At 41.7% G+C, this 20,072-nt stretch carries 18 protein-coding genes; 11 read left to right on the top strand and 7 right to left on the bottom strand.

What is annotated here, in order from left to right:
- Positions 1-15 precede the first annotated feature (15 nt).
- Positions 16-639, top strand: a complete 624-nt coding sequence (locus L6773_RS06775) for an arylesterase (protein WP_237853113.1) — start codon at positions 16-18, stop codon at positions 637-639.
- On the opposite strand, the gene L6773_RS06770 is transcribed toward L6773_RS06775, so the two are convergent.
- Entirely contained in the window at positions 636-1,325 is a 690-nt protein-coding gene (locus tag L6773_RS06770; RefSeq protein WP_237853112.1) for an SIMPL domain-containing protein, read from the bottom strand. The two genes, L6773_RS06775 and L6773_RS06770, sit on opposite strands and share 4 nt — an antisense overlap.
- 144 nt (positions 1,326-1,469) lie before the next feature.
- Here L6773_RS06770 and L6773_RS06765 point away from each other — a divergent pair, with 144 nt between their 5' ends.
- Both L6773_RS06765 and L6773_RS06760 read left to right on the top strand, forming a co-directional pair.
- Entirely contained in the window at positions 1,470-2,153 is a 684-nt protein-coding gene (locus L6773_RS06765; RefSeq protein ID WP_237853111.1) for a glycosyltransferase family A protein, read from the top strand.
- Between the two features lie 259 nt (positions 2,154-2,412).
- On the top strand, positions 2,413-5,394 hold the full coding sequence (locus tag L6773_RS06760; protein ID WP_237853110.1) for a TonB-dependent receptor: 2,982 nt from the start codon (positions 2,413-2,415) through the stop codon (positions 5,392-5,394).
- 84 nt (positions 5,395-5,478) lie between these two features.
- On the opposite strand, the gene L6773_RS06755 is transcribed toward L6773_RS06760, so the two are convergent.
- The 5 genes from L6773_RS06755 to L6773_RS06735 form a co-directional block, all read right to left on the bottom strand.
- A complete protein-coding gene (locus L6773_RS06755) occupies positions 5,479-5,751 on the bottom strand; it encodes a Smr/MutS family protein (protein WP_237853109.1) in 273 nt (90 codons plus the stop codon).
- Positions 5,748-6,635: a CHAD domain-containing protein gene (locus L6773_RS06750; protein WP_237853108.1), complete on the bottom strand. Its 888-nt coding sequence runs from the start codon at positions 6,633-6,635 to the stop codon at positions 5,748-5,750. Before L6773_RS06750 ends, L6773_RS06755 begins: the two co-directional genes overlap by 4 nt.
- Positions 6,636-6,753: 118 nt before the next feature.
- Positions 6,754-7,065 (bottom strand): Dabb family protein, encoded by a 312-nt coding sequence (locus tag L6773_RS06745; protein WP_237853107.1) that lies wholly within the window; start codon positions 7,063-7,065, stop codon positions 6,754-6,756.
- A gap of 36 nt (positions 7,066-7,101) precedes the next feature.
- Positions 7,102-8,517 carry an HU family DNA-binding protein gene (locus L6773_RS06740; RefSeq protein ID WP_237853106.1) on the bottom strand — a complete coding sequence of 472 codons (1,416 nt, stop codon included), beginning with the start codon at positions 8,515-8,517 and terminating at the stop codon, positions 7,102-7,104.
- 2 nt (positions 8,518-8,519) lie between these two features.
- Positions 8,520-8,813, bottom strand: coding sequence for an HU family DNA-binding protein (locus L6773_RS06735; protein WP_237853105.1), 294 nt, complete (start codon positions 8,811-8,813; stop codon positions 8,520-8,522).
- Between the two features lie 173 nt (positions 8,814-8,986).
- Here L6773_RS06735 and L6773_RS06730 point away from each other — a divergent pair, with 173 nt between their 5' ends.
- The 7 genes from L6773_RS06730 to L6773_RS06700 all read left to right on the top strand — a co-directional run bounded on the left by L6773_RS06730 (position 8,987) and on the right by L6773_RS06700 (position 16,589).
- Entirely contained in the window at positions 8,987-10,945 is a 1,959-nt protein-coding gene (locus L6773_RS06730; RefSeq protein ID WP_237853104.1) for an aconitate hydratase, read from the top strand.
- 136 nt (positions 10,946-11,081) lie between these two features.
- The gene (gene folE, locus L6773_RS06725) at positions 11,082-11,783 is read left to right on the top strand and encodes a GTP cyclohydrolase I FolE (protein ID WP_237853103.1); all 702 of its coding nucleotides are present in this window, start codon (positions 11,082-11,084) and stop codon (positions 11,781-11,783) included.
- A 21-nt stretch (positions 11,784-11,804) separates the two neighbouring features.
- The gene (cysS, locus tag L6773_RS06720; protein ID WP_237853102.1) at positions 11,805-13,319 is read left to right on the top strand and encodes a cysteine--tRNA ligase; all 1,515 of its coding nucleotides are present in this window, start codon (positions 11,805-11,807) and stop codon (positions 13,317-13,319) included.
- Positions 13,288-13,560, top strand: coding sequence for a membrane protein insertion efficiency factor YidD (yidD, locus tag L6773_RS06715; RefSeq protein ID WP_237853101.1), 273 nt, complete (start codon positions 13,288-13,290; stop codon positions 13,558-13,560). Before cysS ends, yidD begins: the two co-directional genes overlap by 32 nt.
- 62 nt (positions 13,561-13,622) lie before the next feature.
- Positions 13,623-14,498, top strand: a complete 876-nt coding sequence (locus tag L6773_RS06710) for a pseudouridine synthase (protein WP_237853100.1) — start codon at positions 13,623-13,625, stop codon at positions 14,496-14,498.
- Positions 14,499-14,501: 3 nt separating this feature from the next.
- A complete protein-coding gene (locus L6773_RS06705; protein ID WP_237853099.1) occupies positions 14,502-15,377 on the top strand; it encodes an alpha/beta hydrolase family protein in 876 nt (291 codons plus the stop codon).
- Positions 15,378-15,383: 6 nt separating this feature from the next.
- Positions 15,384-16,589 (top strand): tetratricopeptide repeat protein, encoded by a 1,206-nt coding sequence (locus L6773_RS06700; protein ID WP_237853098.1) that lies wholly within the window; start codon positions 15,384-15,386, stop codon positions 16,587-16,589.
- A 1-nt stretch (position 16,590) separates the two neighbouring features.
- On the opposite strand, the gene L6773_RS06695 is transcribed toward L6773_RS06700, so the two are convergent.
- On the bottom strand, positions 16,591-17,355 hold the full coding sequence (locus tag L6773_RS06695; RefSeq protein WP_237853097.1) for an NRDE family protein: 765 nt from the start codon (positions 17,353-17,355) through the stop codon (positions 16,591-16,593).
- Between the two features lie 108 nt (positions 17,356-17,463).
- Between L6773_RS06695 and L6773_RS06690 the strand changes: the two genes are divergently transcribed.
- On the top strand, positions 17,464-20,046 hold the full coding sequence (locus tag L6773_RS06690; RefSeq protein WP_237853096.1) for a PP2C family protein-serine/threonine phosphatase: 2,583 nt from the start codon (positions 17,464-17,466) through the stop codon (positions 20,044-20,046).
- Positions 20,047-20,072: the final 26 nt, after the last annotated feature.

Below are 20,072 nucleotides of genomic sequence, written 5' to 3'. Positions count from 1 at the left end.
ATCAAAAAATAACGCATGAGATTTATAAAGGTTGCACTTACGGGGCTGTTGTTACTTTGTTTTACAAATAGTTACGCCCAGGATGATCAAACTATTCTCTTTTTTGGAGATAGTATTACGGCAGGTTATGGACTTCAAACTGAGCAGGCGTTTCCGGCGCTCATTCAACAAAAGATTGATTCCCTTGATTTAAACTACAACGTAGTAAATGCAGGCCTCAGTGGTGAAACTACAGCCGGTGGGTTGCGCAGAGTTGACTGGATCTTGCAGCAGCATGTGGATATTTTTGTGCTGGAACTGGGTGGAAATGACGGTTTAAGAGGAATTGACCCACAAAGTTCAAAGGAAAACCTGCAGGGAATTATCGATAAAGTTGAGCAGAAATATCCTGATGCAGAAATTGTGTTGACGGGAATGCAGGCTCCACCTAATCTGGGGGATCTCTATACAGAGGAGTTTCGAGGAATTTTCTTTGAGCTTGCCGAACAAAACGAAGTTATTTTTATGCCATTTATATTGGAAGAGGTAGCCGGTAACCCTGAGTTAAATCTACCGGATGGCATTCATCCAACAGCCGAAGGACACCAGGTTGTGGCAGATAATCTTTGGAATGTCCTCCGGCCGCTCATCAGCTCTTAATCAATTCTGAATTGCATTGATACATTTTCCCTGACCGGAATAGTTCGTTCAAATTGCAGTAACGAACCGCTGCCGGCATCATATGCAACCATCTCCATATTACCACTTCTTGAAGCATAGGGGCGGCTTGAATGATAGTTGATGGTTACTACATCTGTAATTTGTTTTCCGGCCGCTTCAGCCAAAAGATCAGCTTTCCTTCTGGCTTCCTCAACTGCTTTCTGAAGAGCCTGGTCGCTGGCATCATCCAGGTTGGCAGCTGAAAATGATCCTGAAAAATTTGTAAATCCATTCTCAATCAGTTTAATCTGCATCGATTCAAATTGGGTAACGTCATTCATGACAATCATCACCTGTTGCTGCGTCTCATATCCACTTTGATCGGTGTTGCTGTATCGCCTGACATGAGAAATGCTGATTGGATTTGCGGTAATATTACTGTCTGCAATACCTTCATCAAGAAGAAGCTCAGATAAATATTTCTCCTGCTCTTTGTGAAGCTGAAACGCTTCCCTGGCATCTTGTTTAAATTGTGTAATGTTTACCCTGAAGTGGATTCTGTCAGCCGGAACAAGAACTTCCCCGGTCGCATCAACTGTAACTCTGGATTCATCAGGATTGGGTTGAGCAGGCAGATTTAAAAATGATAGGATTGAAATAGCAAATAATAATATTACTTTCTTCATGATGAAAACCGGTTAGTTATTAGATTTCATTGACTTATGTATGCAACGCGTTTTGAATTCACATGGTATAATTAGGATCTGAATTTTGGTGCAGAATGAGAATGTAACTTAGACAAGAAACCTTTCTTTCAAAACAGAAATCATATGATAAAATCCCTCGTAAGCGTAATTGTTCCTGTTTTTAACGGTGAGAAATATATTGGAGAAACGTTGGAGACTATTTTGAATCAAGATTATACTTCCAAAGAAATTATTGTTGTTGATGATGGTTCAGAGGATGGAAGCTCTGAGATTATTCAGTCGTTTAGTGAGGTCAAATACATTTACCAGGAAAACAGTGGGGTTCCGGTAGCGAGAAATCGTGGTTTAAGGGAAGCGAAGGGAGAATTTATAGCTTACTCAGATCAGGATGATTTGTGGAAAAAACATAAGTTGTCTGATCAGGTTAAATATTTGTTAGACAATCCTGAAGCTGAATATGTTATCTGTAAAAGGAAAATATTTTTAGAACCGGGTCTCACTCCGCCTTCATGGCTGAGAAAAGAGTTACTTGATTCAGAGAATGTAGATTATTCTCCTTCATCTCTTGTAGCAAGAGCTTCGGCATTTCAAGAGATTGGAATGTTTGATACAGAGGTGGAAAATGCCAGTGATGTAGATTGGTTCTTTAAGGCCAAAGATGCGGGAATAGGAAAAGGTGTGATCGAAAAAGTTTTATATCTCAAAAGAATACACGAGAATAATCAGTCAAGAAGGGTAAAAGAACTTCATAGAGAATATTTAAAGTTGATTCGACAATCTATCAAAAAACAAAAGCAGAAAGAGTAAAAGAATTTGTAATTATATTAGTGAGAGATAACAAATGAATTCAACATCTATTTAAATTTGAATAGTTTGAATGGTATCTACTTATTTTTTAATAGGTAACGGTAATTACTTCATTGTGTACTCAATCTGCAAACCTTAGAATTCTTATGGAAGCGCTTGCATCTACCAATGATAGGCAGTTATTTTGAGAGTGGATTTGGGTTTATCAATTTGAATTAGTTCGAAAACGAGCTGGTAACAAGAACTAAAAAAATGTCTTATGAAAGAAAAGATAGCCGTTTCAAAAATTTTATTTTTCTTTTTAATTGCTCTACTTACCTCATTTGTAACAATTCAATCGCTTTTTGCCTCTCCGTATGTACAACAAAACAGTAATCAAGTAACCATTTCAGGAACTGTTGTAGATGCCGATACCGGCGACCCTCTTGCCGGTGTAAATATCGTAGTAGAAGGGACAATGGTTGGCGTGGCAACAAATGCACAGGGTCAGTTTTCTCTAAATGTAGGCAGCGAACCACCCATTACGCTTATTGCATCCATTATTGGGTACACAACACAGGAAATTGTAATCGATGAGCAAAACGTATCAGGATTGGAAATTGAGCTGTCTGAAGAAACTATTCTCGGGAATGATGTTGTTGTTTCGGCTTCCCGGGTCGAACAAAGTATTTTGGAAGCCCCGGTTTCTATCGAAAAGATGGATATAATCTCCGTAAATCAAACAGCATCTCCTACATATTACCAGGCCCTGAAAAATTTAAAAGGGGTTGATATGACAACGAGCAGTATCAACTTTCAAATTATTAATGCCCGTGGATTTAATTCGACAGGGAACACAAGAATGGTGCAGTTAACAGACGGAATGGACACTCAGGCCCCGGCATTGAACTTTCCGATCGGGAATTTAAATGGGCCCTCCGTACTGGATGTAGAGAGTGTGGAATTTATTCCGGGAGCTTCATCTGCACTTTACGGCCCAAATGCTTTTAACGGAATATTGTTGGTAAACAGTAAAAATCCCTACAGATACCCGGGGCTCAGTGTGAACGTGAAAACTTCGGTGAATCATCTCAACAGCCGGCCGTCAGTCGGAGAACCGGATGGTGCCCAGCCGATGTACGATTTTGCAGCAAGGTATGCCAAAGTAATAAATGATCGGTTTGCCTTTAAAGTCAACTTCAGTTACTCACAAGCACAGGATTGGGTGGGTATCAACTACTCTGATAAGAATGCAAGCCTCGCACCTTCCGGAGTATCCAATAATCCTGCTTATGATGGTGTACACCTTTATGGTGATGACGGATCATTCAATCTCGGTTTGTTGGGTCTCCCAAGTGAAAACCGAACGGCCATTGCACAACAGATTTCATCCCAAACAGGAGTTCCTGCATCAATTACGGAGCAATACGTAGGGGCGTTACCTGCTCAACCCGTCACAAGAACCGGCTACCGTGAAGAGTTTTTGGTTGATCATGATGCAAACAATATGAAATTTGGAGGATCTGTTCACTACCGGTTTACAGATAATTTAGAGGGAAGCTATACTGCAAATTACGGAGCGGGAACCTCGGTTTACAGTGGTGCTCAGCGCTATAGTTTGAAAGATTTTTATATACATCAGCACAAGCTCCAATTCGAAGGCGATAACTTCATGATACGCGGTTACGGTACCTTCGAAAATTCCGGGGATTCATATATCGCCGACTTTGTTGGGTTCTCGATCAACGATGAATACAGGAGTACGAATCAATGGTTTGGTACATACGGTGGTGCATTTGCCGGAGGTTTGATGCAACTTGCTGCAGAGGCTCAAGGAGGAAATCCCACGTTTAATCCCGCAACTGTGAATGCAATTTTGAACAATCCGGAGGCAGTGAACGGATTGCATCAGAATGCAAGAAATACAGCAGATATCGGAAGGATCCAGCCGGGAACAGACGCTTTTCAAGCAGCTTATGACAATGCCATATCGGATGTAGTGCCAAATGGCGCCCGTTTTGATGATCAGTCAAGGTTTTTACATGCAGAGGGGCTTTACAACTTTAAGAATGAGATATCCTTTGTTGATTTACAGGTAGGTCTGAGTTTCCGTCAATATCAACTTCGCTCCAACGGTACTATCTTTGACGATGAAAATGGCGGAGTTGATATTAATGAGTATGGTGGATTTATGCAGGCATCAAAATCTCTTCTTGAAGACAGGTTGAGGCTAACCGGGTCTATCCGTTATGATAAAAATGAAAATTTTGACGGGCAGTTTAATCCGCGGATTTCGTCCGTAATTAAGGTGGCAGAGAACCAGAATCTTCGGGCATCTTATCAAACCGGCTTCAGAAATCCTACGACCCAAGGGCAGTATATTGATCTGAATGTGTTAACAGCTCGATTGCTTGGCGGATTACCATATCTCGCTGAGAAATACAGGGTGACCGAAAGTGCATTTACACTTGAGTCTGTAGAGCGATTCACAGATGCCATTCTACAGGCTGAAACTCCACAAGATCAAGCCGCCGCTGCCGGCCAGTTAAGGCCATATCAAGAATTTGACCCCGTAAAACCTGAACAGATTCAATCGTTCGAAATAGGATACAAAGGGCTTCTCGGGAACAAGCTTCTGCTGGATGCAGCTTATTACTACAATATTTATGATGATTTTATAGCCCAGTTCAGAGTTCGGCAGATTAATTCGGATTTCAACCAGGATGGAATGATTCAACCCAACGAAATTTTAAATCCCAGCCCGGAAACGCTGCCACTGCTACTGAACGGAAACGCTTTAAATACCTTCCAGCTTTATACAAACGTTGCCGAGACTGTGAAATCCCAGGGAGCTGTCTTTGGATTTGAATACAGTCTTCCAAGTAATTTTAAATTGTCAGCCAATTATAACTGGAATAAGTTAATCACAGACCAGGATGAAGGGTTCATTTTTGATTTTAACACGCCCGAACACAAGGTTAACCTGTCGCTTGGCAATCGCAGGTTGACGGATCAGCTGGGCTTCAATGTTACTTTCAGATGGCAGGAAGAGTTTGATTGGACGTCATCCTTCGCAAATGGTACCGTACCATCTGTCTCCACATTGGATGCGCAGTTTACCTACCGGGTGCCGAGTATCAAATCGATGGTTAAGGTGGGTGGTTCAAATATCACCAATAATCGACATTTCCTGAATTACGGCGGCCCTAATCTCGGGGCGATCTATTACGTGTCTCTGACGTTTGACCAGTTTTTGAATTAATTCTCAAGATTCCGGTTTCAAGATGCAGGGTACATTTTTCAGAATCCCTGTACCTTGGAGCCTGTTTGCCGGAAGTTGAATCAATTAAGGTTTTAGGTTGGCAATTGTGGCTCCCCATCCGCCACCGGATTCGTTTGCCAGTTGATACTCCGTTACGTGGGGATTTCGGTCGAGAAGAGAATGTACGCTTCTTCGAATGTTACCAATTCCCTTTCCGTGGATAAATCGTACTTCGTAAATTTCCTTTTCGAGGCAAGCCTGAATATACTCGTCTATCAGTGTGGAAAGGTCACTCGGCCGGAATGCATGCAGGTCTAAAACGCCGTTAATCTCAATATGAAATTCATCATTGTTCATAATTCAAGCTGATCATTCAATGATTCGCTAAAATCTACAGGGTTCAAACTAAATATTGAACTTCCCATCGCATCGGCTTGCTCTTCCAAACGTTTAAGTTCCCGGTTAAGAGCGCTTTTTAAATTGTTAATTTGATTTTTTTCCTCAACTGATTCTTCAATCGAATCGAGCCATTCTAAAAACATAAAGAGGTCGTTAATTCGGCCCAGTTTTTCGCACAACTCACAAACATCATTATAAGTGATAGGTATTTGGTCTGGAAAGGAGGTGAGTAAAGCTTCAAGCTGGTACTGTAAGTCTTTGGTTCGTTTCCGCCATTCATGAAGCAGATCCGCTTCATGTGATTTTAGTTCTGAGTGAAAAGCGTGATAACTTTTTTTATATCCAAGGGCCAGTCCATCGATCAAACAGTTGGCATCCGGGTCAAGTGATTCGAAATAATCATTCAATTCTACACTTGAGATATTAGTGTTTATTTCATCAAAAACAGGTCTGCCGGATAGCAAATTTGTTTCAATTTTCCTTGTAACTGAGTCATTGATCTCTGCTAATTCATCTACAAGATTTTTTGTCAATTCATTTTTGGAGAATTCTTCCAGTAACATTCCTCTGACATGGGCATCCCTGCAATCGGAAACAGTTCTTCCGGTGTCCCTCAAAATGTAGTTAGATGGTTTATAGTTATGCTCATTGCTACAGAATTGGGTCAGCTTCACGAACGCTCTCAAGAACTTTAGCCGCTTTCTAATCAGATGGACAGATTCAACTAGCTGATCCGGCGCTTCATCGGCCAGCTGTTTAATTTCCTGCTTGGTGTTCTTGAAAATGCTTAAAAGTTCTTTTGAGGGTATTGATGAATTTTTGGTTTCAATCTTTGAAATCATAAATAAACCTAAACAAACTACAGATTTGATGTTCTTATACTATTAAGAACTAGACGTTCATGCCTAAATTACGAAATCAGGAGTGAGTTTACTTAATTCAAAAGAAAATCTTCAAAGATCAGAGATCAACTTTGTAATCAACAAAGAATCGTTCATCAGCAACTTCCTCGATAAAATCGATTGCTTTTTTGTGATGAGGATTTCGTGTATACATCTGGAAATCAAGTTCAGTCTCAAAATCACATGTTAAAACCACATCGAGGGAATCCTCTTCATCACCGTTGATTTGAATTCCAACCTCAACAGCTTTAATCTCCTCAATATTTGCTCTCAATCCTTCCAGGATTAGCTTTAGTTTTTCGGCATTTTTCTTCTTTGTAGCGCCTGCAGCGTTCTCTTTCAGTTTCCACATTACAATATGACGTATCATAATTAAACTCCATTTAAAATTTCGATGTGATTTATACTATCTGTTTCTCGCAAAAGCCAAATCTTCAGGATCAACATCAGATGGGGGTTGATCCAGAAGGTCCTGCGAGAAGACCCCGACGGCCCATAAAAAGTATCTCGCTTCATCAGGATTATTCTCCTGATTCCATTGATAAAGTGAAAAATATCCAAGAGCAACCTGTTCTCTTTCAAATTCACTCAAATTATCAGGGTCGGAAAAGGTAGGAATATCTATGTCAGAGTTGGCGAGCAATTGATTGGGATTGCTTAATATATCCTGGTTGAGATAATAGATAACCGGCCATAAGTAGGGGTTGCCCAACTGATTCTCGGCAATATCCCATAAGGATTGGCCGCTTTCTACAGTAAACGATTGAGTTTCAAGCTCACCGGTTGTTTGTGCCTCGCCAGATGTTGGAGGTGATTCTTCATCAACGTTGCTTTCCGATTGTTGCTCCCCGGCTGTTTCAGTATCAGCGGTACTCTCAGCTTCACTTTCAGAAGTAGATGGTTCTAAAACCTGCTCGGTTTGATTTTGAGTACCGGGATTGGTAGTTGAGGCGGTTTCTTCAAGACTATCCCCGCTTCTCTGCATCATCCAGAAAAGAAGAATTAACGCCACCATTACGATAATGACTGCCGCTGCATACGACCACTTAAAGCTGCCTGATTCCTGGACTTTTCTTGCCATTTTAGATTCATCGGGAATAGACGGTGCTACTTTCGGAAGCTCTTCACCATCTTCTTCTTTTTTTTCCCGTTCCATTACTAAAAGATCACCATCCTCATCATTCTCCTTAGCCGCAGCCCGGGGCTCAGATTTGCCAAAATGAGGGTTCTCTTTCTCATAAATCAAGTCGTCAATGTATTTGTTATAATCCTGAGAAAGGCTTGATGCTTTTGCTTTTTTTTCAAACCCAAAAGGATCTTCAGAATCATAATCTACATCCGAGTCGGAATCAAAAGGATCGTTTGACTTAATAGAATCGTCCGCCCCAAAGTCAGAATCCTGTGGGGCGTCTGTTCCAAATATTTCATCAAGTCCAAATGGATCGTCAGAACCTTCACTCTCACTATCTTCCTCCTTGGAACTCTCTTCAGTTCCACTCTTTTCGGTAAGAATCTCCGGTTCAAGGTTTGCAAATGGTTTGTTTACGGTCTCTCGAAGTGCTTTATATGGTTTAAATACAACTTTATTTTGCCCCGGAATGGTGATCTCATCTCCAGTTTGAGGATTTACGCCGGAGCGTTCTTTCATCCATCGGAGTTCAAACTTGCCAAACCCCGAAATACTCACTGATCCGCTATTCTTTAAACCACCTTCAATAATCTGTACCAGCTCATGAATAAAGCTGTTGGCAGATGATTCACTCTGCTTGGATTGCTTTGCAATGAGCTCTACTAACTCCTTGAATGTAATTTTTTCACTCATTTTTAATCCTCGTCAGTACTCAAAAACTTGACCTCTTCCTTTAACCCCGAAGCGGGCGAGAAATTAACAACTCGTTTAGGTGGAACAATCATATAGGCATCATAATGTGGATTGTATACCTTTTTCTCCTCATTAACCTTGGTTTGAAAGGTTCCCAAATCGGGGATCGATACACCGGTTCCACTACTCAACTGGTCGGATAAAACTGAAATTGCATCGCTCAGGAGTTCCTTGGTTTCTTTTTTTGATTTCCCGGTTTGATCCGATAGCCGTTCAATTAATTCACTGTAATTCATGAGTATACATCATTCTGTTCATATATATAAAAGGAAAAAAAGCGAAAAAATCCTAATTGATAGCTTCCCCTGAAAGGTATAAAAGATCTGTCACATGCGTTACTGAAACATTTCGAACGAAAAAAGGATCAATATTTTTATAGATGTTGAATAGTTAATTAAAAAGGGATCGTATGTCAGACGCGCTGAATGTGACTCAGAAACTGATAAAATCTCATCTTGTGGACGGTGAAATGAAAGCAGGTGAGGAAATTGGAATTAAAATCGACCAAACACTTACCCAAGATGCTACAGGAACGCTTGTAATGCTGGAGCTGGAGGCGATGAATCTTGATGAGGTCAAAACAGATATCTCCTGCCAGTATGTAGATCATAACTTGCTTCAAACGGATAATAAGAATCCGGATGATCACCTGTTTTTAAAATCTGCTGCTGAACGATTCGGGTTGTGGTACAGCAGGCCCGGAAATGGAGTCAGTCATCCGGTGCATTCAGAGCATTTTGCACAGCCCGGTAAAACATTGGCGGGATCTGACAGCCATACGCCTGCATCCGGCTGTTTAGGTATGTTTGCATTAGGTGCCGGCGGACTTGACGTTGCATTTGCAATAGCCGGTGAGCCGATGTATTTGAAGATGCCAAAAGTACTGGGGGTAGAGCTTACCGGAGAACTGCCTGATTGGGTAAGTGCCAAAGATGTTGTACTTGAGATGCTCCGCCGCTATGATGTAAAAGGAGCACGCGGATTTGTGATTGAATATTTCGGGCCCGGGTTGGATCAGTTATCCACGATGGACCGACATGTCATTGCAAATATGGGAACCGAAATGGGTGCTACAACTACTGTTTTTCCCTCAGATGATGAAGTCCGACGGTTTATGGCTCAAAATAACCGGGAGGATGAATGGACGGAGATTACAGCTGATGAGGGAGCGGAATATGATGAATATGAAGAGCTAGACATGAGCGAAGTTGAACCACTGATTGCATTGCCAAGCAGTCCGGGAAATGTAGTTCCTGTTCGAGAGGTGGAAGGGAAAGAGATCTATCAATCCTACATAGGATCATCTGCTAACCCCGGATACCGTGATTTTTGGATCACTTCTGAAATCGTAAAAGGAAAACGTGTTCACGATGAAGTGAGCTTGGATGTAAATCCAACTTCCCGTCAGATCATCCAGAATATGGTTAAAAATGGTGTGATGTTGAACTTGATTCAGTCAGGAGCGAGGATGCACCAGGCCGGTTGTAACGGCTGTATCGGAATGGGCCAGGCTCCCGCGAGCGGACGAAACAGCCTGCGAACGGTTCCAAGAAACTTCCCTGACCGCTCAGGTACCAAAGAGGATGCTGTTTTTCTCTGCAGTCCGGAAACGGCTGCAGCCTCAGCCTTAACCGGTAAGATTACCGACCCAAGAGACCTCGAAGATCTTTATGGCATGAATTATCCAAAGTATGAAGATCCTGAGGATTATATCATAAATAAAGAGATGCTGATGGCTCCTCCCGAGAATGGTGAAGACACAGAGCTGATTAAAGGACCAAACATTTCCACCATGCCTGAATTCGATGACCCGAGTGATTTTGAAGTACCTGTGCTATTAAAGATGGGAGATAACATCTCAACCGATGAAATTTTACGTGCAGGTGCGGATGTATTGCCATTTCGAAGTAACATCCCGGAAATCAGTAAGTTTTCCTTCACCGTAGTTGATGAAAACTTTTATGAACGATCCGTTGAGGCGAAAGAGAAACATGGTGGGCATGTTGTAGTAGCGGGAGAAAATTATGCCCAGGGTTCAAGTCGGGAACACGCGGCGATTTCTCCACGCTACCTGGGACAAAAGGCGGTTATCGCAAAGAGTTATGCCCGAATAGGATGGCAAAATTTAGCCAACTTCGGCATTATTCCGCTTGAGTTTAAAAATCCTGACGATTTGGATGGAATTGACCAGGGGGATCATATTAAAATAGAGAATATTAAAGAACAGCTTAAAAACGGCAGTGATATTACTGTTACAAATACAACCAAGGGTACAACTATTAAAACATTACACACGTTGAGTGGTCGTCAATTACAGTCTCTTCTGGACGGAAGTGTTATTAATGCTTACAAAAAGCAGAAAGCTTAGGTAAGATTACTCTTTAGTAAAAGTTTCAATCAACCTGAAAGTTACACTTTGGGATTTCCTCGTAATTATGATATTGCTACGGGAACCCGTAACTTTATAGTCTTTGAAATTTGACAATGTTTATCCGAAAAAATCGATGAGTAAAGACAACGACGCGTATAATTCGCTTACAATTGACCATGAAGAAGCCGATGAGATGGGTGATGCTCATTCATCATCAACTGTTAAAACACCCATGCGGGATGATGCTTTTGAAATGAGCGATGATGAGAAAATTGAGATTATACAAGATCATTTCAGGCAAATCATGGATACGCTCGGTTTGGATACAACCGACGAAAGCTTGAGTGGTACACCGTATCGGGTGGCTAAGATGTACGTGAATGAGATTTTTCATGGTTTAAAGCCTTCCGAGAAACCATCCGTTCGTAAATTTTCTAACAAGTATAATTACGAGCAGATGGTAGTCGAAAAAAATATCAACGTCACTTCGTTTTGTGAGCATCATTTTCTGCCGTTTCTAGGAAAAGCCCATGTAGCATATATAAGCTCAGGCCAGGTAATTGGATTGTCGAAGATCAATCGAATTGTTGATTACTACTCAAGGCGACCGCAAGTTCAGGAGAGGCTTACACTGCAGGTGGCCGATGAACTCCAGGCAGCTCTCGAAACGGAAGATGTTGCCGTATTCATAGAAAGCAAGCACCTGTGCGTATCTACCCGCGGAATTGAAGACCGGGAAAGCAGTACGGTTACAACCGAGTACAGAGGGGCTTTTAAGGAAGACCGAACTCAGCAGCGGTTTATCGACTACATAAAATCAGAAACTGAAATGTAATAGCGACATCAGAAGCTTTTTATGGCGAAAAGTGAATCATCTTCCCTGCACATTTATAACAGCTTATCAAGAAAAAAAGAGCTTTTTGAGCCGATCAAACCACCATTTGTGGGCCTTTATGTTTGCGGTCCTACAGTTTACGGCGATCCGCATTTAGGACATGCAAGGGCTGCCATTACATTTGATGTCATATATCGCTACCTGCAGTATCTTGGCTACAAAGTGCGATATGTTCGCAATATTACGGATGTGGGTCACCTTGAGCACGAAGAGGAAGAGCATGGTGAGGACAAGATTTTAAAGAAAGCCCGCATTGAACAGGTTGAACCGATGGAGATTGTTCAACGCTATACCATTAGCTATCACAAGGGAATGGATGCACTTAATTGTCTGCGTCCTGATATTGAACCGACGGCTACGGGCCATATCATCGAACAAATTGAGCTGGTTAAAAAAATTCTTGAGAATGGCTTTGCTTATGAAGTAGATGGTAATGTTTATTTCGACCTGGAAAAATACCGGGAGAACAATTCCTATGGTGAACTCTCTGGCAAGGTATTGGAAGACCTTCAAGCCGGAAGCCGGGATACTGAAGGAATGGATGAGAAAAAAAATCCTTACGATTTTGCCTTATGGAAGAAAGCGTCCACCGGACATATTATGCGGTGGGATTCTCCGTGGGGTGAAGGTTTTCCCGGCTGGCATATGGAATGTACAACGATGAGTACCAAGTATCTCGGCAAGAAATTTGATATTCACGGAGGCGGGCTCGACTTGCAGTTTCCGCACCATGAGGCCGAGATTGCACAATGTAAAAGTGCTTACGGGAATGACCCTGTGAAATATTGGGTACACAACAACATGATTACCATCGATGGTGCCAAGATGAGTAAATCGGCCGGAAATTTTATAAACCTTGAAGAGTTATTTACAGGCAACCATGATAAGCTCGAGAAAGCGTTTAACCCGATGACAGTTCGGTTCCTGATGCTTCAATCTCATTACAGGAGTAAAATCGATTTCTCCAATGAGGCGTTGGTTGCTGCTGAGAAGGGGCTTCAGAAATTGATGACGGCTGTAGATCTTTTGGATATGATTGAGCTTCCTGATGGAAGTCCGGAAAATGAAGCTTCGGAAGATAGGGAGATTTTGGACGCCTGCAAGCAATGCCAAGATTCCATGAACGACGATTTCAACACAGCCCAGGTTTTGGCGGCTTTGTTTGATCTCGCTTCAAAAATAAATGCTATTCACAACAAACAATTGGATGCCGGGAAGGTATCGAAATCGGCTTTTGAGAAGATGAAAAACACGATGAATGATTTTGTGTTTGATATTCTTGGACTTCAGCCTATTTCTGAATCAAAAGATGGCAAAACAGAAGAATTGGTTAATTTATTGATTGACATTCGATCTGAAGCTCGCGAGAATAAAGATTTTGCCACGTCAGACAAAATCAGGGATGATCTGCAAGAGATCGGTATACGTCTAAAAGACGACAAAGATGGAAAAACCACTTTTGAAATCGACGGTTGAGCTGACCGGAAAAATCACCTCAAAGATTCTGATTTCGCTGGTTAGATTTTATCAGCTTGCAATCTCTCCATATCTTGGCTCAAATTGTCGCCATTCCCCGACATGTTCCAATTATATGATTGAAGCGATTCGCGAATGGGGAACAGCTAAAGGATTCTGGCTGGGTTTCAAACGTCTTTTAAAATGTCACCCTTGGGGAACATCCGGATTTGATCCAGTCCCAAAAAAGAATAACAAGTGATTGTTGAACGATTTTTTGAATTGGATTCAGTGTAATTTTCACAATTTTATTTAAACTTATATATGGCAAACCGTCGAAATGATAACCGAATCAACAGGAAGAAAAAGAGACCCCGGCCCGGCAGCAAATCCGGCAGGGCGAAACGATCGTCATCGTCTCCAAAAGGGTCCAATACCGCTTCTCAAAAAAAATATTTAAGAGATAAAATCCGCTTGAATAAATATATAGCTCATGCAGGATTTTGCTCAAGAAGAGAGGCCGATGATTATATCGCTGGCGGTAAAGTAAAAGTGAATGGAAAGGTAACGACCGAGTTAGGAAGCAAAGTTAAACAGAGCGACAATGTTGAAATTGAGGGTCAAACTCTGTCACTCGAGCCGTTTACATATATCTTGTTAAACAAAGGCAAAGATACCATCAGCACCACGGATGACGAGAAAAACAGGAATACTGTTTTGGATGCTGTTGAAGATGCAACCGGCCACAGGGTCTATCCCGTGGGGCGACTGGACCGAAATACAATGGGCTTATTGATTCTCACGAACGACGGCGACCTTGCACACCGGTTAATGCATCCAAGTTATCGTGTGAAAAAGACATATGAAGTGACAACTGATCGTCAGCTCAATGAAGCAGAATTGCGGGAGATGCTGCGAGGTATAGAGCTTGAGGATGGTCCTGCCAAACCGGCGGAGGTGAAAGAGGTTATAAATCTCCCGAATACCATACAAATTTCTGTATTTGAAGGCAGGAATCATTTGATTCGGAGAATGATCTCCTATTTCGGCGCTGAAGTCACAAAATTGAAACGAATACGCTATGCAGGGCTGAATGACAAAGATATTCGTGTAGGCAGGTGGAGGTTTTTACGGCAAAAAGAGATTAATGACCTCAGAAGACTTGTAAAACTGGATACACTTGAATTCAATAAAGATTGACAAATGAATTACAGTACGGTTTCCAAAAAAGAAGGCAAAATATCATCAACAGAGAATTTACCCATCTACTACGACCTTTATATTCCCGGAGTTGAGCACGGAACAGCCCTCCCGGTTGTGTTATTTGTTCACGGTTTTAAAGGATTTAAGGACTGGGGAGCGTTTCCTGATCTTTGCGAAGAACTGGCTCGAGCCGGCTTTGCAGTCGCAGCTTTTAATTTGTCGCTGAATGGTGTCGGCTCAAGTATGACCGAATTCGACGAACCGGAGTTGTTTCGCAGGGAAACGTTTAGTCAGGATTTGGCGGATATCGGGTCAGTCATTGAAGCGATCAAAAGTAAAGAGATAGAAAGTGATAAAGCCGTTTTAGATACAGACAGAATCGGGCTTATTGGACACTCGAGAGGAGGGCATACCGCAGTGGTGGCTGCAGCCGAATATTCGGAAATTCAGTGTCTTGTTACATGGTCGGCCGTTGCAGATTATAACAAACGATGGTCTGACGAGATGGTTAAAGATTGGAAGACCAAAGGGTACACCGAGATTACAAACTCGAGAACAGGACAGGTACTGCCCATCGATAAAGTTGTATTTGATGATGCAATGGAAAATGCCGATCGCGTAATCGCCATCAATCGAGTGAGAGAGTTGTACATTCCATCGATGTTTATTGCCGGGAAAAGTGATGAGGCGGTACCTTTCAGTGAGACGGAAAAACTTTTCAGGGCTTCTCCCGCAACAGATAAAGAAATACGACTCATTGAAAATGCCGGACATACCTTTGAGATATCTCATCCGTTTACTAATAATGAGTTCCCCCCGGAATTCAACGAAGCACTGGACTTAACAGTGGGTTGGTTTCTCGATTATTTAAGGTAAAGATGTATGATACATCCAAAAGCTGTTCAAAAGAACGAAAAATATATTAATCTCAAGAGCCTATTTTTCTTTTTTATGATGATTGGCCTTTCGGCCGTTTCATTCAGTTCGACGTTTGCTCAGACAACGGTTCTGATTAATGACGCTTTTTTTGAGATTGATGCGAAAAAAGCTATCGACTCGCTCTACAATCGTAATACGGATGCAGCTGATGAAATCCTGGGCCCCTGGAGAGAGAAGCATCCGGGTCATCCAATTTGGCTACTATGGGACGGTATGGAAGTTTGGTGGAATGTGTTGGAAGACCTGGACAATCAATCCCTTGACAGGGAATTTATTGCGAGGATGCAGCAAGCAGACTATGAGGCCGGGAAAATTTTACGGTCAGAACCGGGCCATCCCGATGCATTGATTATTCGAGCAGTCGCAAACGGTTATATTGCACGGCTTCACGCAAATCGGGAAGATTGGCTCACAAGCGTTCAAGTGGGAAGAAAAGCGTACCAGGCGCACCAGGAATTGATAAAGGTAGCTCCAAACCTTCCCGACAATCATTTTGCTGAAGGAATGAAGTTGTACTATGCTGCTTACATCCCTGAAGAGTACCCTGTTGTAAAAGCGGTGTCGTGGTTTTTCCCGGAAGGCGACCGTAAAGAGGGACTTACGGAATTGCGTTTTGCAGCAAAAAATGGTGTTTTCGCTCGGCCGGAGTCGAAATATTTCCTGGCAAATATTTTACATCACTACGAAAATAGTTACGACGAGGCGAGGGAGATCTTTGCTGATTTGATTGCAACTTATCCTGATAACAGCTATTACCGGCGCGAGTACCTGCAGACACTATCTCAACTCAATCAGTACGATGAAATATTGGCATTTTCGAATGAAACGCTGGAATACTGGCAATCCAAGGATAAGGCAATAGATCCTGTACTTGAAACTGAAATTCAATTTTGGAAAGGGCGGGCATACTACTACAATGGGAACTTTGAAAATGCAAAACCCCATCTAGTCGAATCAGTTGATATCGGCAAGGAACTTGTGAACAGTAAGCAAAGGGAGATTTATATTCTGGCGGCTTATTTTGCAGGAAGAACAAACGACAGGCTTGGCCAGAAAGAGGAAGCGAAAAAATACTATGAAATTGCCGCTGATCAGCGAACTATTCCCGAAGCAAGAAAGAGATCTCGTGAAGAACTGCAAAATTTGTAATTTATAGCTGAAAAGACTTTCTGACTACCTGATCAGTCTCTTTTGAACCCGGTATATACGTTCGTTCAGTAAATCGAACCCGCATAGTATGATCCACAATTATCACAGTTGATGAGCGAGTGCCGTATTTATCTGTCTCAATAAAGACCGATGAAACGGCCTTTTCCATATCTTTTGGAAGTCCGGTATCCGGCAGTTTATCACCCGGGTAGCGTTGATCATTTAAAAGAATTTCGAATAGCTTATCTTCAAACGGTTCACCTTCATCTAAAACATTTTTAAAAGCCGTGGAAGATTCCTCCGTTTTTGGCCAGGGGGTATTCAAAAAAGCATTACTGAGTGCATGATTGCCCGGTTGAACCTTAAAAATTCCCTCTTTTTTGTTCGACATGTAGAAAAGATTGTCGAAAGTTCCCGCAATAAGATTGAATCCATTAAATTTATGCCCGGCCCGTTGCAATTCCGCAAGATATTCACGAGGATTACCCTTATGGAGTAGAAAATCCTTAACTATGATACCTCTGCTTGTTGTATCTTCTTTGATATCATCCATTTTTCGGTGATTGGTTAGTGCTGCAAAACGTCCGTTTTCGGATATTCCTAACCAGGTACCACTAGCTTTTAGATCTTTTCCGGCAAGAATTTTTGGGGAGGTCTGCCAAACGTGAGCAGCCTGCGTAGGCCGATCATAAAATTCATCCCGGTTGGTTGCAAGTACAAATGGATAATTTTGGTATTCTTTGTAAGAAAATACTATTAAACACATAATGATTTCTTTATTCAGCGAACATAAATATGAAACAATATCATTTCATTTTCGCTGTAAATTTAAATATTGAACGACTGGTAATCTAAAACTGCTAAAACCCCAATTTTGAAACCTGTAAGCGATACTGCAAAACAAGATTTAGTATTGGTTGTAGCCGGATTGGTAGCCCTGCTCCTCTTTTTTTGGCTCTATTCTGATTTCCATCCATTACCAGCCGCTGATAACAGCCTTGGAGAATCTGCAGCCCGGGAAAAAGCGGATGATATTGCCAGAGAATTTGGTTTCGAGTCTGAGGTAGAACCCGTTACCCGATTTCAAACAGATACACAGCTTCTCGATTCACTGCAAAAACAGACGAATTTTAAGGAATTTTATTCGAATATCCGCAACAAGAAACTTTACCCTGTATTCTATTGGGAGACAACGATAAAAATGGGTTCTGCAGAGGACTCAGAGGGTGGAATTTTTAATGAGGAGACGGTAGAAACTATAGAGGTTCGTCTTTCCGAGTCCGGTGAGGTAATTGAATTGATAAATCAAGATAATATTCTGCCGCAACCAATCTTCAGGCCGGAGGTTTTGAACTATGGTCTTCAGAGCGATTCTATACAGATCTCCTCATTGTCGGATAACAGGCCGTTATCGGAATCTCTTGAATTTCGGTTTAGTGAAAATGGCTTAAACCAAACAGGCAATATTCAACTGGAAAGCAATCAGGTAAATTATTTGGGCAACACTGTTGCACAGAGAATGGCAGAATATTATCTCACGAAATCGGGGTGGCCTGCTAAGGATTTTACTGTAATATCTACTAAAAGGGTCCCCCTTGGAGACGTGGAAGGAGCTCTTGTGAGGTTTGAAAACTCTATTCCCGATCTTCGGTCGAACGTTCAGTTGGATGTGCGAATTTTACCGTCGGGCGGGCTTGTATCAATGGATTACTCTCATCCAACTGCAGATGAGGGAGATGACCTTTTCGCTACGATAAAAACGGGCATTCGTGCAATCATTCTCTTGATTGGTGCTTTTTGGATTATTGTATTGCTTTTCATCCGTTTTAGGTTGCGTTTGGTTGATATCAAAGCAGCAACGCTTGTAGCTGTGTTGGCCGGAATGATTTTTCCCCTCGTTTTAACGTTGGAGATGCTCTATTCACACCTTCATTCATTCGGAGTGATACAGACACAATTTGTATTAATGCAACTAATTGTGATCGGTTTTTCTGCAGCTGTTGCCACACTCGGTTTTTTTGCCGTTACCGCAATTTCCGATTCCATAACCCGCCAGTACTGGTCTGAAAAACTGCGAACGGTAGATGTGCTTCGGGTCGGATATTTCAATAACATTCCGGTTGGTCTGGCAATCATTCGCGGAATCTCATTTGGATTCCTGCTTGCCTTCGCCTGGTGTATCATCCTAATGTTGATACCCAATTCTTACATCACGCTTGAAGCCAATTTCGAAGCAGATACTACATTTCTGCCGTACCTTTCTGAAATTTTGGGAAATTTTGCATTCTATTTTCTTATTGCCCAAGTCATCTTTTTGATATTTACAGGATTGCTCAGATCACGTTATAAATCAACGGTTGCGTCAATTCTTGTGCCTACATTTCTGTTTATTGTTGTTTACCCGTTTCCATTTGAGGTGGGATCATTTACCACAGAAATGGTAACCGCAGGTTTACTTGGCCTCAGCTTGGGTGTTATTTACTACAGGGAAGATTTTTTGACGACTTTTATTGCCCTGTTTGTATTTATATCAATGCTCTCAACAGCTAATGGTTGGCTGATAGATAACTCACCGGATGCAACAGTTTTCTACTCTTTTTTATCTCTTCTGGTAGTAGGATTTATTGCGGGTGGATATAATATATACAGGGGAAGTTCAGTCCGTGAGCTGCCCAAATTTGTACCTGAGTATATTGAGGAACTTGCACAGGAAGACAGAATTCGCCAAGAACTGAAAATTGCCCGAAATGTTCAACAATCCTTTTTACCGACTCAAACCCCGGCGGTGGAAGGCTACGATATCGCCGCAATCTGTAAACCGGCCTATGAAACCGGGGGCGACTACTACGATTTTATTCCATTTAAAGACAATAATCTGGCTATAACCATTGGTGATGTAAGCGGGAAAGGCATTCAAGCCGCGTTTTATATGACTTTTACAAAAGGCGTTCTTCATGCCCTTTGCAGTGATTACCGGTCCACCATCGATATTCTTACAAAAACGAATAATATGTTCCGGAATAATGCCAACCGAGGAACATTTATATCGTTGATTTTTGGAATACTGGATCTTCAAAAAAACCGATTTCAATTTTCAAGGGCCGGCCATAACCCCTTGTTGTATTATAGAAGAAGTGAAAATAAACTGTATGAATATCAGCCGGAGGGAATTGCAATTGGCATGGCAGGGGAGGAGGTCTTTCGCAAAAATATTTCGGAGGAGATTATCAATCTTGAAAAAGACGATATCTTGATTCTGTTCACGGATGGCGTTGTTGAATCGATCAGCAAAACAAATAATTTATATGGCGACCAGCGGCTCCAAAAACTTGTAAAACGAAATTACCTGTTATCATCAGAAGAGTTACTCAGGAAGCTTGAAGAAGATCTTGAACAATTTGGAGAGAAATCTACACAACACGATGACTTAACAATGATCGTTATCAAAAAGAAGTAAGAAATTCATAAATCTTCATTATTTTT

Source organism: Rhodohalobacter sulfatireducens (genome assembly GCF_022012475.1).
Taxonomy (GTDB): Bacteria; Bacteroidota; Rhodothermia; order Balneolales; family Balneolaceae; genus Rhodohalobacter; species Rhodohalobacter sulfatireducens.
Note: the sequence above shows the minus strand (reverse complement) of the source record. Positions and strands in the feature narration are given on the sequence as shown.